The organism is Flavobacteriales bacterium, from assembly GCA_013001705.1.
Taxonomy (GTDB): domain Bacteria; phylum Bacteroidota; class Bacteroidia; order Flavobacteriales_D; family JABDKJ01; genus JABDLZ01.
On the sequence record JABDLZ010000305.1, the window covers coordinates 1 to 15,616 of the forward strand.

At 47.5% G+C, this 15,616-nt stretch carries 15 protein-coding genes; 7 read left to right on the plus strand and 8 right to left on the minus strand.

Going from position 1 to position 15,616, the window contains the following annotated elements; translation table 11 throughout:
- A partial coding sequence (locus HKN79_12200) for a glycosyltransferase family 4 protein (GenBank protein NNC84330.1) occupies positions 1 to 963 on the minus strand: 963 nt, incomplete at its 3' end.
- Positions 944 to 2,092 (minus strand): hypothetical protein, encoded by a 1,149-nt coding sequence (locus tag HKN79_12205; protein NNC84331.1) that lies wholly within the window; start codon positions 2,090 to 2,092, stop codon positions 944 to 946. The genes HKN79_12205 and HKN79_12200, both read right to left, overlap by 20 nt.
- A 35-nt stretch (positions 2,093 to 2,127) precedes the next feature.
- On the opposite strand from HKN79_12205, the gene HKN79_12210 reads away from it, so the two are divergent.
- On the plus strand, positions 2,128 to 2,880 hold the full coding sequence (locus HKN79_12210) for a YdcF family protein (GenBank protein NNC84332.1): 753 nt from the start codon (positions 2,128 to 2,130) through the stop codon (positions 2,878 to 2,880).
- Positions 2,881 to 2,944: 64 nt separating this feature from the next.
- Here the strand turns inward: HKN79_12210 and HKN79_12215 are convergent, their stop codons facing one another.
- The 5 genes from HKN79_12215 to HKN79_12235 all read right to left on the minus strand — a co-directional run bounded on the left by HKN79_12215 (position 2,945) and on the right by HKN79_12235 (position 7,867).
- A complete protein-coding gene (locus HKN79_12215; GenBank protein ID NNC84333.1) occupies positions 2,945 to 3,391 on the minus strand; it encodes a 50S ribosomal protein L9 in 447 nt (148 codons plus the stop codon).
- A gap of 19 nt (positions 3,392 to 3,410) precedes the next feature.
- Positions 3,411 to 3,677: a 30S ribosomal protein S18 gene (locus HKN79_12220; protein NNC84334.1), complete on the minus strand. Its 267-nt coding sequence runs from the start codon at positions 3,675 to 3,677 to the stop codon at positions 3,411 to 3,413.
- 3 nt (positions 3,678 to 3,680) lie between these two features.
- Positions 3,681 to 4,028, minus strand: coding sequence for a 30S ribosomal protein S6 (locus HKN79_12225; GenBank protein ID NNC84335.1), 348 nt, complete (start codon positions 4,026 to 4,028; stop codon positions 3,681 to 3,683).
- Positions 4,029 to 4,154: 126 nt separating this feature from the next.
- Complete coding sequence (gene rdgB, locus HKN79_12230; GenBank protein ID NNC84336.1) at positions 4,155 to 4,733, minus strand: RdgB/HAM1 family non-canonical purine NTP pyrophosphatase; 579 nt, start codon at positions 4,731 to 4,733, stop codon at positions 4,155 to 4,157.
- Positions 4,733 to 7,867 carry a PKD domain-containing protein gene (locus HKN79_12235; protein NNC84337.1) on the minus strand — a complete coding sequence of 1,045 codons (3,135 nt, stop codon included), beginning with the start codon at positions 7,865 to 7,867 and terminating at the stop codon, positions 4,733 to 4,735. Before HKN79_12235 ends, rdgB begins: the two co-directional genes overlap by 1 nt.
- A 117-nt stretch (positions 7,868 to 7,984) precedes the next feature.
- Here HKN79_12235 and HKN79_12240 point away from each other — a divergent pair, with 117 nt between their 5' ends.
- From HKN79_12240 to HKN79_12265, 6 genes are read left to right on the plus strand one after another with little or no spacing between them, the layout of a single operon-like run.
- Positions 7,985 to 9,460 (plus strand): polysaccharide biosynthesis protein, encoded by a 1,476-nt coding sequence (locus HKN79_12240; protein ID NNC84338.1) that lies wholly within the window; start codon positions 7,985 to 7,987, stop codon positions 9,458 to 9,460.
- The gene (locus tag HKN79_12245) at positions 9,457 to 9,963 is read left to right on the plus strand and encodes an acyltransferase (GenBank protein NNC84339.1); all 507 of its coding nucleotides are present in this window, start codon (positions 9,457 to 9,459) and stop codon (positions 9,961 to 9,963) included. The genes HKN79_12240 and HKN79_12245 overlap by 4 nt, the downstream gene beginning before the upstream one ends.
- A 48-nt stretch (positions 9,964 to 10,011) precedes the next feature.
- The gene (locus HKN79_12250) at positions 10,012 to 11,103 is read left to right on the plus strand and encodes a hypothetical protein (GenBank protein NNC84340.1); all 1,092 of its coding nucleotides are present in this window, start codon (positions 10,012 to 10,014) and stop codon (positions 11,101 to 11,103) included.
- Entirely contained in the window at positions 11,100 to 12,209 is a 1,110-nt protein-coding gene (locus tag HKN79_12255; GenBank protein NNC84341.1) for a glycosyltransferase family 4 protein, read from the plus strand. Before HKN79_12250 ends, HKN79_12255 begins: the two co-directional genes overlap by 4 nt.
- Positions 12,199 to 13,119 (plus strand): glycosyltransferase family 2 protein, encoded by a 921-nt coding sequence (locus tag HKN79_12260; GenBank protein ID NNC84342.1) that lies wholly within the window; start codon positions 12,199 to 12,201, stop codon positions 13,117 to 13,119. Before HKN79_12255 ends, HKN79_12260 begins: the two co-directional genes overlap by 11 nt.
- Before the next feature lie 52 nt (positions 13,120 to 13,171).
- Entirely contained in the window at positions 13,172 to 14,260 is a 1,089-nt protein-coding gene (locus tag HKN79_12265; GenBank protein NNC84343.1) for a glycosyltransferase family 4 protein, read from the plus strand.
- Here the strand turns inward: HKN79_12265 and HKN79_12270 are convergent.
- Complete coding sequence (locus HKN79_12270) at positions 14,206 to 15,606, minus strand: hypothetical protein (protein NNC84344.1); 1,401 nt, start codon at positions 15,604 to 15,606, stop codon at positions 14,206 to 14,208. The genes HKN79_12265 and HKN79_12270 overlap by 55 nt on opposite strands.
- Between the last annotated feature and the right edge of the window lie 10 nt (positions 15,607 to 15,616).

Here is a 15,616-nt window from a genome sequence, read left to right on the forward strand (position 1 = left end):
GGGGCGTGTCATATCTGTACACTGCTCGGTGTCATTGCAGAGCCAAAGACTATGTGCTGAATGATGGAGCAGAACTGGAATCCCGTGACCCATGGCCTCTATTGTGGCAATTCCGAAGGCCTCATCGACCGAGGGTAAAACGAAGAGGTCGGCCATCGGGTAGATGCGCTGCATGATGTCATGCGCAACGTAGACCGACTTGGTCATACAGCCCGTCTCTTTATTCATGCGCTCCAATCTTTCAGGGTCCATATCCCCGCACACGAGCAAGCACCATCCGTCTCCTAGATTCTGGACTGCTTCTTCTATACGCTCAAAGTTCTTCTCTTCCAATTCCGTAGGGCCTACATAGAGAAGCATGCGTTTATCCCCTTTGAAGTATTGTATCTCGTTCAGAATCGGTGCGTCTTGCCTTGAATCCTCCCAGATGGGGTCAAAGAAGTGGGGGATCAAGTGACAGGGTTTTCCCACAGATTCCGCCTTCGGACAGATGTAATCGAAATTGGTCTTATTGACCTCTTGCAGGATATCCGCATGTATCAATCTGGTCTCACTCTTAGAGACGAATCCCTCACAGTAGACCAGATCATAGCTCCATCCAAAGACTTTTTTCAATCTACCCAAGCCTACCATGTGCACGTATTCCTGCGTGTAGATATAGTCCAGTTCTCTAGCGTTCTGCACGAGATAGAAGAACAATCTGATCATGAAGAATACTTGTTCCCAATAGATATTATAGCCTCGGAGTTTCCCTAAGAAACGATTCAACCAGGTATGCCGCTTGGGAACGCTCAGAACTACTTCATCCTTCCTGCGCTTCCCACTTCCTTTGATCAAGCTGACACTGATACCTGGCTCGAGTTTCAGCTTCTCAAAGAGCATACGGGCATGTGCTTCTACCCCACGTTTGCAGTGTTCCAGACCAAATGCCACTATAGCCACTTCAGTTGGTCTGGCCATCATGGATCATTTTGAGGTTCCGATACTTCACCCGATTGAATTCGCTTTTACGCATCAATCTTTCTTGCGCAAATTCACGAGCCTTCTCCCTTTGTTCTTCTGTGACTGGAGGAAGGATTGTGATCAAGTCATTGTCCTTCTTCCCGCGATAGACCAGTCCCAGATCGTGCTGCTGGACCATCTCTGAGAGGTCACCGATATCCGGACTGATGATGATCTTGCATCCATTTGCTACATAATCGGCAAACTTGCTCGGAGAGGCTACTTGATTGGTGACCGCCTTCTTTCTGAGTAGGATCCCATAGTCGCTGATCGACAGGTAAGAGGAAACCTCACTTGACGGAACAGTGCGTTTAATACATCTATCTGAAGAGAATTGAGGAAAACTCTCGAGCGCATCCAACTGCCGACTAAGGATGATCAGACGATTCTCTGGATGCTGGAGTATCTTGCGTGTGAGTTCCACAAAACTCCGCGGGAAGTTCCATACACTCAAAGAACCAGCGTAGCAGAAGACCTTGACCTCACTATTTCCGAAGAGCGATTCTTTACTATGGGTAGTCAAGACTTCGGCTGGCACATGACAACAAGGCACGACCGAGTGATTATGGTCTCGGTATCGGTTCTCGTTCTTGAAATAATCCACCAAGCTCTGAGAGACCGCGTAGACCCAATCTGCCTTCTTCCAACTCAAGGCCTCGATCGTACGCATCCGTTGTATGGTCTGGGGTGAAGCATCTGAGAATTCCTCCAGTTCTTTGTAATGACATCCACGGGCATCATAGAAGAATTTCCAACCTCTCTTTTGAAGAGCCATGCATAAGTGCACCGCTACCGGGTTGCGGGTCATGACCGAGTCAGCTTCTATCCGAGCCAGTAACCAAGCATTCAACCGACTGTACCACTGGCGGTCCTGCCATCGATTCACGACAGGTAACACCTTGATATTCATGGCATAGCGCTTCAGAAGTTCCTTTTGCTGGAAATACAATCTGAGCGGAACGAAGGCTACGACCCGGGTCGGAATCTCCATGTGTTCTTGGAGGAACTGGCAGAAGCCGATGACCTGAGAGGTGAAGACCGGGGAATCGACATCCCCATATGTGAGATACACCAATGGCCTGCTGCGCATATCAAGTGCTTAAATTGGCAGGCCAAAGCTATCAAATGTTCTACACCCTCTCCAAGGCCCTGCTTTTCCTGATCCAGCCCACCACCTGGCTATTGATCATCATCATCCTCTCCTTCTATTCTCGATCCAGGATCAGAAGGAAACGCTTGCGTGTCATCGCATTGGCTCTATTCGTGATCTTCGGAAACGCATTTCTATTCGATCAAGTCGTATACAGACTCGAAGCTGAGCCTATCGATCTGAGTAAAGAGCGCTACCGATACGGAGTATTGCTCGGTGGATATGGTGAACATAATAGCCAAAGCGATGCGCTCGAACTGTTCAGAGCGGCTGATCGATTGACCACCGCCATTGAACTGCTCGAAGGAGGTCAGATACAAGAACTCATTCTATCCAGTGGCGTGCATGAGTATGGTCGAGCTCATCAGAACGAGGCTAGACTGACCTATGATATGCTGGTCAGAATGGGTGTGGATGCGGAACGATTGATCATAGAGGACAGATCATGGAATACCTATCAAAATGCACTGATGAGTCGAGAGATCATCGGGCCAAGTACCGAGCCGGTAGTGCTGATCACTTCAGCATTCCACATGCCTCGAGCCAAAGCCTGTTTTGAAAAGCAAGGACTTGAGGTCATCCCCTATGCGGTGGATTTCATCTATGATGATGAGCCCAAAAGCTGGAGTTACTATGTGATCCCTTCCATCCAAGTGATGATAGAATGGCAGATCATTCTGAAGGAAGCTGTCGGAGGTGTTGTCTACGCTCTAAGAGGTTATTGCTGAGTGAGTAAAAAAAAAGACCTCCCCAAAACTGGAGAGGTCTGAAATCCTGAAGCGTCAGAGCGATCTACTCTGCCACTACTTCGAAGTCTACTTCTACCGCGACTTCTTTGTGCAGTTTGACGGTAGCCTTATAGCTTCCGAGTTCTTTGATAGGTTCATCCACGATGGTGATGTTCCTTCTGTCGATATCGTATCCTTCTTTCTCCAAGGCTTCAGAGATCTGGATGGTATTGACAGAACCGAAGATTTTTCCTTTCTCTCCAGCTTTAGCACCTACCTGTAGCTTGACCGAAGACATCTTCTCAGCGATGGCTTCTGCATCCTCTTTGATCTTGGCTGCTTTGTGTGCTTGTTGTTTCTGATTCTCAGCGTGGACTTTCTTAGCTGATTCAGTCGCTAGGACTGCCAGCCCACGTGGGATAAGGTAATTCCTACCGTACCCATCCTTCACTGTGACGATCTCATTGGCCGAACCTAGTCGGTCAAGGTCTTTTTTCAGTATCACTTCCATGATTGCTAGGGTTATAGGATTACTTCAATTGGTCCGCCACGTAAGGCAGTAAGGCGAGATGCCTTGCCCTTTTGATGGCCTGCGCCACTTTTCTTTGATACTTCTGTGAGGTACCGGTCAATCTACGTGGAAGGATCTTCCCTTGCTCATTGATGAGCATCATCAAGTAGTCAGGATCCTTGTAATCGATGAACTTGATCCGATTCTTCCTGAATCTGCAGTACTTCTCTTTCTTGGTCTCGATCTCAATGGGAGCGAGATATCTGATGTCTCCTTTATCTGCCATGACTTAAGCGTTTTGAGGTTGTGATTCACGATTCCTTCTACTCTCAGCATAGGTCACATGGTGGTGATCCATCTTGACTGTGAGGAATCTGAGTACTTTCTCATCTCTTTTGAAAGCCAGTTCCAGCTTCTCGATGAATGCGGGATCACTTTCGTGCTCGATGAGGAAATAGAAGCCGGTGGACTTCTTCTGAATCGGATAGGCCAGTTTGCGCAGCCCCCAGTCCTCTTTGTGGACTTGGGTAGAACCGGCCGACTTGAGCATACTTGTGTAGCTCTTGACTGTCTCCTTTGCCTGCTGCTCAGACAAAACGGGAGTTAAAATGAAGACAATCTCATATCGGTTTGTCATGATATAGAGATTATTCGTTTCTAAAAATTGGGCTGCAAATGTAGGATTTTACCCTGAAAGTGTAAACTGAAACAGAGTATGTTTCGAATCAAGGACAGTTACGGCAAGAGCCTGTCAGTACTGACCTCAGAGCAATTTGTGGAGGAAGTAGATGAATTTCTCCATGGCCAGGGCCCTGTGACTGATCTGATTCTTCTCTTCGAGAGTCATCTGGGCGAAGCTCTTCGTATGTCCATCCGGAATGAATATCGGATCGTATCCGAATCCAGAATCCCCTCTGCGTTCATAGGTGATCTTGCCTTCTACCCGACCCTCGAACACATACACCTCTTGCTTGATCATCAGTGCGATATAGGTGATGAATCGCGCTTTCCGATCCACTACGCCTTCCAACTCCAATAGCACCTTATCGATGTTAGCGTCTGCATTCTTTCCTGCTCCGGCATAGCGTGCCGAGTAAACTCCAGGCTTTCCTCCCAGGGCGTCAATGACCAGCCCGGTATCGTCTGAGAAACAGGGTGATTGGAAACGGTCATATACCGTACGGGCTTTCTGAACGGCATTGCCTCGCAAAGTTTCTGAAGTCTCAGGAATCTCATCGTGATACCCTATATCACTGAGACTGTCCACCTCGAAATACCTTCCTAATTTGTCTTGAACCTCATGGACCTTATGGTCATTATGGGTCGCAAAAATCAATCTCATCAATCGTCAAGCACTTGCAGTTTGAACACTTGGGTCTCTAGTCCGATATTCAATCGCAATAGATATCTCCCATTATCCAGTGCTGAGAGGTCCATCTCGTACGCTTGTACGAGCTCACCACTGTTAGTCAATTGTCGGTCCACTATCACCCTACCACTCATATCCACGATCTGGGCCATCAATTCTTGATTCCCCAGATTGATCAAAGTGAAAGACAATTTATCGGAAACAGGATTGGGATACGGACCGATCATGTACACTTCTTCTCCTACTGTTCCTATCTCTTGGCAGAGTTCATTGTTGGCAGGCTCTTGATCCACTCGTTGGTCGGGCGGTATCAGGCGTACACAGAAGAAGGGTAAGGATTCTTCGAAGTAGACCCCGGCACTCATGGTATAGAGTATCGCTCCATTCCGAGGTAATAGACCGGTCCATTGCTCCTGGACCAGCGGCCCTTCGGTGAATTCGATCTCGATCGTGAATTCTTCCAGGTCATAGTTTCCCAGATTTCGTATCGACAGGATCGGATAGAGGAAATCCTCTACAATGATGTATTCCATATCCAAAAGCACCAGATCGACCAGTGGTTCGGTGAGGAAAATGGGTTGGGAACTGATATCGCTGCATCCAGCTTCGTTGAATACTTCCAAGCTCACATTGACCAGCCCAGAATCTGTGAAGGTGTGGTTAGGAATGGAATCGAAATTCTGCTGTCCGAAGTCCAGCGTCCAGACATAATCCGATGCACCTTCTGAGAAGTTCTCGAATTCCGGTGTGAACGGTGGACTTCCAATGTTAGGGATCATCGAAAATGAAGAGATGGGCAAAGGAGCAATCTGTATCTGAGTCTCAAATTGTCCTTCGCAACCCGCGGTGGTCTCTACGTTCAGCGAGACATCGAAGATCCCTGGATTCTCGAACGTGTAGCTCGGTGTAGAATCCGTTGACCCCTCGATGTTTGCGAAGAACCAGGTGTACGCGAGTACAGAATCTCCTGGAAAAAGGATAGACGTATCCGCGAACTGGACCGGTTGATCGACACAAGACAGTCCGTACTCGAAACCTACCTCAGGATCATCAGCTACGAACACGACTGCAGTCGTATCATCAACACAACCCAAAGCCGATGTAACGGTCAGCGAAACCTCATTGGGACCGGTATTCGGGATGGTATAGGTAGTCGTTTCAAATATGCTCGTAGCCCCACCGAAATCCCAAAAGAACTGATTCACCGGACCGCTCAATGACTCATCAGGATCAGCTGTGAACACTGTAGGGTTCCCCAAGCAGACCGTCTCTGCCTCAAAACTCGATGTAGGCGTACCATTGACCGTTAGAGTTTCAGAGATGGTATCTCTACATCCAGCTTGGGTCTCTACGATCAATCGGATATCGAAATCACCAGGATCATCATAGATGAAAGATACGATCGGCCCCGTGAAGGTCTGAACCCCATTGAACAACCACTCTATATCCTGAATCACTCCCGACTCTACCACACTCACATCTTCAAAAAGCACTTCTTGTTGATGACATAGTGGTCCGTTGCTGAATTCTGCCTGAGGAAGAGGCGAGATGACCACCTGCTGTTCTATGGCATCAGAGCAGCCTTGATCCGTGGTTATGAACAGTGAGACTAAGAAGGTGTCGGTCGCGGCATACTGGTACGTAGGATTGTCGAGTATAGACTCTCCCCCATCTCCGAATTGCCACAGGAACTCATCGATCACCGCACCGTCCGGTGCGATGGAATTATCCACGAATTGAACCTGCTCGTTGAAACAGGTGTTGGAATATCCAAATATCGCTAGCGGAGCCTCACCTAGGATGGTGACAAGAATGGTATCATATGCCACACAGGCATTGATGTTGGTTGCTTCCACATAATACTCATCGCTAGTCAACACTTCCAAGCTGGGCAGTTCACTGGCATCATCCCACAGATATGAGACCGTGCTATCTGCACCCGATATGAGTGCAATCTCATTTCCCGCGCAGAGCTGAGTATCCGGCCCCAGCGTGGTCGTAATGGGATAGGTATCCAAGGTAACCTGTACCGTGTCCGACTCATATATACAACCTTCCCCATCTACTACCTGCACCTGATAGTCTCCTCCATCCTGAATCAATAGAGATGGACCTGAATTGGGAACATTCCAAGTCAAGTTATACTGTGGGTCATCCAGACCGGTGTCCCAGAGTGAATCACTCCCTGCGCAGAGAGTGAAAGGGTCGATGAAATTGCCGGGGTATAAGACCTCGATACTATCGCTGCTCTCGCTCCCGAAAACATCTTGCACGGTCAAGGTATAAATACCTGAACTCGATATGAGTGTACTTGAGCTATCGCTTCCCGTGGACCAATCATAGGATGAGAACCCTGGTGCAGCGGCCAATAAGGTGTCACAGAAGCCTTCTTCTATGATCAAATCGTCAGGTAGGACCACTTGTGCACCATATCTCAAATAGATATAATCCAAAACACCTTGCTCCTCCTCTGAAGTCAAGGGAGCCTCATAGATGATCAATTCACAGATATCCCCTTGCCAGAATCGACCACTGGTAAAGTTCCTATTCTTTGCCAGCCTTAGTGTGGTGGAAGTGGGTACTTCCTTACTACCACCGTAGACATGGTAGTTCTCCAAGGGAGCGAAATCATTGGTGAACACCCCATTGTTCTGGATATCCGCTCCGAAATATCCTCCTGCAAAGAGCTGTGTCGATCCTTGATCTCCTTGGAACATGATCAGTCCTGCTCCTCCGCTCTGTGCAGTCAACAACCCATCGAAATCGTCAAAGACCTCGGCTTCATAATCGGCCACCAAGAAAACATGACCTACGTTCACGGCCGTGTTCAGAGAAAGTCCATCATTCACTCCATCGAATCGCACTGTTGGATTACCTGCAATCTCTGGATCGGATTCTATCCAGAGGGGCATGAGGGCAGGGTCTGATTCCACTGCATGATTCCCAGAAGCCGAAAGGTCGAAGATGGTATCTACTGCACCCGCAGAAAGGCTGACGCTATCCGCTCTCAACCAAGTCACCAGACCTGGCAGGTCATCTGGATCGATCTGTGACCTGAAGTCCAGTGAGAAGAGTAGCAGTACGATGAGGGCAGTAGTGATTCTCATTATGAACTGACCAAATGTAGAGAGTCCTTCATGTATGAATGTATACCTACAAATTGGTTGTATACACAGAGATATGAATATTTCTGTACGCATTCCCCTCATTATCATACAATATCTTTGAAAGCCTTAGCAAAGGGATTGGAGCGCCTTAAAAAAATCATCACTGTACTTATCGGTCAAGGTCTCAATGCCTTGATCAGCTTTTTGATGATGCCTTATCTGGCCCGTAGTCTCACCAAGGTGGACTATGCCAATTACGGACAGACTTTGCTGGTAGTAGCCAGTGCTATTGCTATCCTAGCGGCCGGATTCAATAAATCCTTATTCGTCTTTCTAGCCGATGAGAAACGGGATAAGGACCGCACAGTGAGTGGTAACCTGATGGTAGGCATCGGCCTTTCGGTGCTCCTGTCCGTTCTGATCTATTTCTCAGCAGAGGCGATTGCCGCTTGGTTCGGTAACATGGACCTGGTCCAGTATATACGCATCTATTGTTGGACCTGTCCTTTCATTATACCATACTACGCTCTCAATTCTCTGTTGGTCTTCAGCGACAAAGTGAAGGAGTCTACCCAGATTGCTGTTATATCCAATTTGATCAAGGTGAGCGGGCTCTTCGTTGCTATTCAGTTCTACGCCTCTTTGACCTATGTATTCTACGTTCTGGTCGCAGTAGGGCTGTTACAATTCATATGGACTCTGGGCACTTCATATTCTCTCTGGAGCGTGAAAATGAAAGGGGCCTGGAAACTAGGTATCGGACAGTTGCGCATCGGGCTGCCTCTTGGGCTGAGTGCTGTGATGGGCTTACTCATCACTAAGATGGATGGCCTGATGATCAGCACGCTGATGAGTCAGGAAGCGTACGCTGAATTCCGCAATGGAGCTTGGGAGATACCGCTTATAGGTACGCTCTATGCAAGTATATCCACTATCATTCTACCTGAAGTGGCCAAATTATACTCTTCCAAGAATTTCACGGAGATCGTTAGATTGAAAAGCTTGGCCATCGTCAATACTGCGATGGTCACTGTACCGATCCTCGTATTTCTCCTGGTCAACAGCAAGGTCCTCGTTATCTCCTTGTTCTCTTCCAGCTATGAGGCCAGTTGGCCGGTATTTGCCATTTTCAATCTCACCTTGTTGATCCGGATCAATGACTATTCGGACATCCTCGTCTCCTCTGCCAAGACGCGGTTTATCAGTTATTTCTACGCAATATCCCTGTCCCTGAATGTGATTCTCAATCTTGTTTTCATACACTTCTGGGGCATCTATGGTGCAGCGGCCGCTACTGTGCTATCCATTGCTGTCCTTGCCATTCTTCAGGCCAGGAAATCGATCGATATCCTTTCGACAGGCTTTGCAGAACTATTCCGTCCGGCAGAGATCCTCAAAGTGATGTTGCTCTCATTGCTCTGCATAGGCTTCACCTATCTCATTACATGGCCGCTGGATGTATCTCCATTGACTCGATCCATCATCATGGGTCTGCTCTACTTCCCCTTGATAGGTGGTATCTTTGTGAAGCGAAAGATGTTCCATCCCTTGGTATTGGAGAAACTTGACTTAAGGAGATATTTGAAGAAGTGAGACGGATACTCTACAGACGCATCCTGGGTCGCCCCTACTACTGCAGTATACCCACCGGACTCCTACTTCTCAACTTTGTTGTACAACGCATTTTCAGGCAGAATGCTGAAGTCCCCTACTCTGTGCACTACACCTCCAAACTGGTAGGCATCAAACAGATGACCTTGGGGGAAAAGGCCAAGTTATCACTAGCTATCTCTGGAGGTGCATTTATAAAGGCCTTCGAAGGAAGCAGTATCCGAATTGGTGAGGGGACCATTTTTGCGAATAACGTTACCATTCATACCGGCAATCATGATCTGATCGACAGAGAAAAGATCATCCTGAAGGACATCTCCATTGGTCAGAACTGCTGGATAGGCTCCGGAGCATCGATACTCTCAGGAGTGACATTGGGAGATAATGTGACGGTAGGGTCCAATGCGGTAGTGACCAAGGATTTCCCGTCCAATGTAGTAATCGGAGGAGTCCCGGCCAAGATCATCAAACACATCGAAGTGTAGTGCCTTCTACCCAGCAACAAGAGCCATCTATTATTGATACTTCTTTCCATGGCTAAGAAGAAGCATCTCCTTTTAGGTACGGTGGATGTAGGGTGGCGCATCAAGCAGTTTCAGCGATTTGCGAAAGACCATCTCTCTGACCGATTGGAGAGCAGTAGCCTGGTCTATTACCATGTGCCTAGCAGTGTGCATCGCACTGCCTACGACCGACCCTACAACATCCATCACCGGCCCAAGTGGACCCGATTGCCCATCAAGTTGATGGAATTCTTCCGTGCTCTGATCATCTTTGATCAATTTCACTTCATCTCGGGTGAAACACTTCTCAATAGGCGTTTGAGAAGATGGGAATTCAGATGCTATAAATGGTTAGGAAAGGAATTGACCATGCATTTCGTAGGCAGCGACATCCGGGACCCTTATCGGGTCTTCGACCAAGAAGAACGGCTGGTCCGGGGTCAACTTCCTGAAAAATCAGAGAGTCTGGACTGGCAGCGGAGATTGATCGAGGATGCTGAAACATATGCCCATCACATATTGGTCTCAACACCCGACCTACTGGACGTCTGTCCGCAAGCAGTATACTACCCGGTACTTATCGACCTTGAGGATCTGGGTGAGTTGATCCCGGATGTCGAGGAGAAAAAGTCAGACGAAGAGATACTGATAGTGCATGCACCGTCCAACCCTGCGATCAAAGGGAGCGCGGCCATCGATTCTGTCATGAAGAATATCTTGGACGAGACCACACTTCCTGTGAGATATATCAACACGGCACACACTGACGAACTCGGACCTGATAGCCAGTACAATCTTTCACGACAGAGTCTATTCCAACTCTATCGACAAGCACATATTGTGATAGACCAGATGTTGATCGGCTGGTACGGTCTGCAAGCCTTGGAGGCCCTCATGTGCAATTGCCAGGTCATCACTTATATCAGGCCTGATCTGGAATCCCATTTAGCAAAAGGATGTCCCATACGCTCAAGTAGCTTGTACGACCTGGAAAATACAATGAGAACAGCTATCGATCAGGTCAGAGCTGGTGGATACGATCATCGCGCAGGGAGAAAGTGGGTCTTGGAAGAGCACACCATAGATGAGAATCATCAAGCACTCCTCGACTGTTGGCTATGAAGAGGATCTGCTATATCGTATCCGATATCGACCGATCATTGGCCTTTGAATGGATCGTTAAGAACCTCGATTCCAAAAGATTCCATCTCCGATTCATTCTTCTCAATCCCGGTCCGAGTGCACTGGAGAAATATCTGATTGAAACTCAGGTTCCATTCATTCGCATCAATGCAGACGGTTCCTTGGGTCTAATATCCGCATGGATACAGGTCTGGTGGCACCTTCTGATCCATCGCCCACATATCGTTCATTGTCATATGAGAAAGGCGAAGCTGATCGGTATCAGTGCGTCATTTCTGTCGCTCATTAGCCGAAGGATATACACCAGACACTCAGCGGATTACAATCACAAGTATCATCCTCATGCTGTGAAGTATGATCGATTGGTCAACACACTTTCCACCGACATTGTTGCCATTTCAAAGAACGTAGAAGAAGTGCTTACTCAGGATGAGAAAGCAGCCCCCCAAAAGATCCATCGAATCCCGCATGGCTTTGACCTGAAAGGATTTCAAGAGGTGGATGCAAGACGGATACTGGCCCTCAAGACAAAGTGGGAATTAGAGGGAGACAGAACATGTATCGGTGTCATCAGCCGCATGCTGGAGTTGAAAGGTTTTCAATACATCATACCCGCAATCGCTCGACTTCAGAAGCAAGGAGTCAAATGCACTCTGGTCATCGCCAATGCCCGTGGCCCCTATCTGGACCATGTCAAGAGACTTATTGCGGAGCATGCACTCGATGATGTCAGACTCATTCCTTTCGAACATGATATACAGGCTCTCTATCACTGCTTCGATATTTTCTTGCACACTCCGATAGACCGGAGATCCGAGGCATTTGGACAGACCTATGTAGAGGGCCTAGCAGCCGGTATACCAAGTGTATTCACACTATCTGGTGTGGCACCAGAGTTCATCACTGATTCGCACAATGCCTTGGTGGTTCCCCATTGTGACAAGGAGGCCATATCAGACGCCATCCAACGCCTCTTGGAAGATGAACATCTTCGAAGTGAACTTAGTCGTCAAGGAAAAGAGTCTGTAAAGATCTTTGCACTTGATACATTCATCCAACGACTGGAATCCTTGTATGGACACTGAGCCACTGTTCTCCATCATCGTCCCTACCTACAATCGGGGGGACATCATCGGGTCAACACTGGATTCGATACTTGCACAGACTTACGATGACTACGAGGTCATAATTGTAGATGATGGTAGTACCGATAATACAGCTGAAGTAATCCGAGCCATAGATGATAAGCGATTCAAGTATTTCTTTCAGGAGAATCAAGAACGCGGTCGAGCACGTAATCATGGAATAGAGAAAAGTCTAGGCAGATACATCACCTTTCTCGATTCTGATGACCTCATCTATCCAGAGCACTTGGAAATTGCTCGGCAGAATATCCAGAACGGATCGGATTTCTTCTGGCAACCATATGAGGAGATCGATCGGAATGGACATTTGGTGAGGGCCTATGAGAGATCGAAGAAGGGAATAGTAGAAGAACTCGTGGACAAAGGCAATATTCTCGCGTGTCATGGGATATTCATAAAAAAAGACCTCTTGCGTGATATCAGATTCAACGAGAACCGGGAAATGGCGGGATCCGAGGATTTAGACCTCTGGTTGCGCCTGACGGCTCGACATCCTATCACCAATACCCATCAGGTCACAAATGCCTTGGTACACCATGATGATAGAAGTGTCTTCAATTTCCCTTTTGACCGATTGGAACGAAGAAAACTCTTGATGCTGGAAAGCCTACAGTCAGATGCTGTTTTCATGGAGCAATTCGGAGATCGATTCCATAGGGTCGAATCGAATGCCTATGGCTATATCGCCTTGCATGCTTCCATGAATCCGAGCAATCCGCTCGGCCAAGCACTGCGCTATCTTCATAAGAGTGTGGCCTCTTCACCGCCTGTGCTCGTGCAGAAACGTACCTGGGTGACGCTAAGAAACATAGTGAGTCGATTCATGGGCGCTGAAAGGAGTTCAACATGATGCATGCCCTCATAGTATATTCGGACGCTTTCAATCCCAAACGCAAGATGCATTGAGGATTCTCATCGTATCGACATATCCGCTGGACAAGGGGCCTTCTCAACGCTTCCGTATCGGACAATATCTCTCCGCTATCAAAAAGGCAGGTCATAGTGTAGAGTATCATGCGTTTTTCGATGAGGAGGCCTATCAGGTCCTATACCGTTCAGGAAAATTCTGGACCAAGGTCAAGCATTTGATCAGGGGCTTCTCCAAGCGATTGCTCCTTACCACTCGGCTATATCGATATGACTGTCTTTGGATTCAGCGAGAGGCATCCATCATAGGGCCTCCTACTCTAGCATTCATCGCTAGGTTTTTATTCAGGAAAAGGCTGGTATTCGACTTCGATGATGCTATCTGGTTGCCTAATTACACAGAGGCCAATGCACGATTCCATCGGCTCAAGTCCTATTGGAAGGTGAGATATCTGATCAAATGGAGTCATCAAGTCATTGCTGGAAACGAGTTCTTGGCGGACTTTGCACGACAATATAATTCGCAGGTCACAGTCATACCCACTGTGGTTGACACGGAGACCTATTATCTACCGAACGGCTCAAAAGGGTTAACAGAGATACCGACCGTTGGCTGGACCGGGAGCATAAGTACCGTTCCTCACTTGGCTTCCATCCTCCCTATTCTGAATGAAGTTCCTGCTGAAATTCCATTCCGCATGTTGGTCATCAGCAATTCCGACCCAGCTTTTACCGACTTCGATTATGAATTCCGTCAATGGGACAAAGAGCGCGAGATACAGGACTTGAACGAGATGGACATTGGGATCATGCCACTTCCAGACAATGAATGGACACGTGGCAAATGTGGCTTCAAGGCCATACAATACATGTCGTTGGGCATACCTACTATCGCCTCTCCGGTAGGTATGAATCAACAATTGATCGATCACGGGCGGAACGGGATACTCAGTTCTACTCCTGAAGAATGGAAAGCATCTTTGATGCTTCTCTTGACCGATACTGAACGCAGGCAAGCATTAGGCAAGTCAGGTCGATCGACCATAGAAAGTCACTACTCCGTAAGTAGTCAATGCTCCAAACTGATCGAAGCATTGGTGGGGGAAGAAGACCTTCTGACCTGAGCCGCTTTCATCTGTTTCAACTCTTTGACCTTGTGACGCAAAATTACCAGTGTGCTCAGGTAAAATGGTATACATGGAATCTTATAGCGCACCAGAGCACCGAAATTGTACGAGGTGAATCCCACAGCGAATCCAAAAGTGATAGCAAAGGAAAGTGTCATCAGGAGAAAAGCATCTTTATTGAGTATGCGCAGTACCCTGAAGAATCCCAAGCCCAAGAAAATGAAGAAGGAGAATAGGAAGATCGCGGTGCTCTCAATAGCTGCTGCCAGCATAGCGACATTCTTGACTTCCCAGAGGTAGGGTCTGAAGAAGGTCACGTTCACCGCTGGGATGAACATTTTCAGCGTACCTGCAAGATCCGGTTCATATTCACCTAAGGAGTAGCTCGATCCTCGACCGTGTTGATCGCTTGTGTTCTTGCCTTCAACATAGTGCCAGGATTGCATGCTCTGAGCGGTCTTGAATACGGAATCGACATTGTACTTACTCGAGAACTGACCGATGAAGGTGACCGAATATGCAATACCGAAGATCGACACAGCAAGCAACATGGGAAAGACCAAACTCCTCACTACCCAGTTACGAATTCCGTCCCGCACGTTCATCACGATCCAGATGATGATAGCCGGAATGATAGTGATCAATACATAGGGCTTGATCTCGAATATGATGTACGAACAGATGATGATAATGATGCTCGAACCAATTCGCTTCAGCACTCCTGCGGAAATCAAACTATCCACGTAGTATATCAAATGACCAAGAAACCCTATGACTATTGAGTCTTTCATTATCCCGGAACCCCAGAAAAAGACAGAGGGTACAAAAAGGACCGCATATGCGATCTCTCGGTGGGCCTTGGGATATCTGCGACATAGCAGCCTGAAGAAATTCCAGATACCCGTATAACTCAATCCAGCGAATATCAGACTCGTTGAGAAATAACTATTCAATCCTAATAGGGTGGCTACACTACTAATCTTCACTGTGAACCATTCTGGAGTTCCGATATTATATCTCAGCGGAGCTTGTATTTCATAGTAATCTGCCAATATTTGCTCAGTAGACGCCCAGATAATGCGCCAGTAGTCCAAGGGGGATTCCAAAAAAACGGAGACCATATAGGATGAGTCATGGAAGTAGGTCTTGGTATCTCCACCGTACGTGTAGTAATAGGTATATACAAGAGCAAAGGCCAGTCCACCGAACAGCTTCACGAACAGACCTGACATGAAATACTTGCGATAGAGCGGATTCTGGCTTTTATTCCCTCTGACGATCAGACCTACTCCGAGGATCAGGATGAAATAGAATACAGTGGCGATGATGTCGAAGAATGACATATTGAGAACA

What these genes read in the sequence shown, in the direction of transcription:
- HKN79_12205 (NNC84331.1), bottom strand. Translation starts at nt 2,092, where the DNA reads ATGCGCAGCAGGCCATTGGTGTATCTCACATATGGGGATGTCGATTCC.
- HKN79_12210 (NNC84332.1), top strand. Translation starts at nt 2,128, where the DNA reads ATGTTCTACACCCTCTCCAAGGCCCTGCTTTTCCTGATCCAGCCCACC.
- HKN79_12215 (NNC84333.1), bottom strand. Translation starts at nt 3,391, where the DNA reads ATGGAAGTGATACTGAAAAAAGACCTTGACCGACTAGGTTCGGCCAAT.
- HKN79_12220 (NNC84334.1), bottom strand. Translation starts at nt 3,677, where the DNA reads ATGGCAGATAAAGGAGACATCAGATATCTCGCTCCCATTGAGATCGAG.
- HKN79_12225 (NNC84335.1), bottom strand. Translation starts at nt 4,028, where the DNA reads ATGACAAACCGATATGAGATTGTCTTCATTTTAACTCCCGTTTTGTCT.
- rdgB (NNC84336.1), bottom strand. Translation starts at nt 4,733, where the DNA reads ATGAGATTGATTTTTGCGACCCATAATGACCATAAGGTCCATGAGGTT.
- HKN79_12235 (NNC84337.1), bottom strand. Translation starts at nt 7,867, where the DNA reads ATGAGAATCACTACTGCCCTCATCGTACTGCTACTCTTCTCACTGGAC.
- HKN79_12250 (NNC84340.1), top strand. Translation starts at nt 10,012, where the DNA reads ATGGCTAAGAAGAAGCATCTCCTTTTAGGTACGGTGGATGTAGGGTGG.
- HKN79_12255 (NNC84341.1), top strand. Translation starts at nt 11,100, where the DNA reads ATGAAGAGGATCTGCTATATCGTATCCGATATCGACCGATCATTGGCC.
- HKN79_12260 (NNC84342.1), top strand. Translation starts at nt 12,199, where the DNA reads ATGGACACTGAGCCACTGTTCTCCATCATCGTCCCTACCTACAATCGG.
- HKN79_12270 (NNC84344.1), bottom strand. Translation starts at nt 15,606, where the DNA reads ATGTCATTCTTCGACATCATCGCCACTGTATTCTATTTCATCCTGATC.